The sequence below is a fragment of the Phormidium sp. CCY1219 genome, assembly GCF_035615515.1.
Lineage (GTDB): Bacteria > Cyanobacteriota > Cyanobacteriia > Cyanobacteriales > Laspinemataceae > CCY1219.
The window spans coordinates 1-257 of the sequence record NZ_JAJENT010000047.1 but is presented as its reverse complement, the minus strand read 5'-3'; the positions used below and the strand labels follow the sequence as shown (position 1 = coordinate 257).

Annotated in this window: 1 pseudogene; it reads right to left on the bottom strand. The window is 55.6% G+C overall.

The features are described from left to right. Window positions 1-257, bottom strand: a pseudogene (locus LKK83_RS00370) (calcium-binding protein); the annotation flags it as partial.

Here is a 257-nt window from a genome sequence, read left to right as displayed (position 1 = left end):
AGGATATCATTATCCTTGCCACCCCACAGCATATCATTGCCATCGCCGCCATCCAGGGAGTCATCCCCCTGGTTGCCATAGAGGAAGTCACCATCCGCGTTACCGCAAACGATATCGTTGCCTAAATCCCCGAACAATTCATCGCTGCCGGTGCCTCCTTTCACCGTATCGTCATCTTTGCCGCCATGCAGCACATCATCGCCATCGCCGCCGTCAACCCAGTCGGTGCCTTGGTTGCCATTGGCGAAGTCATTGCC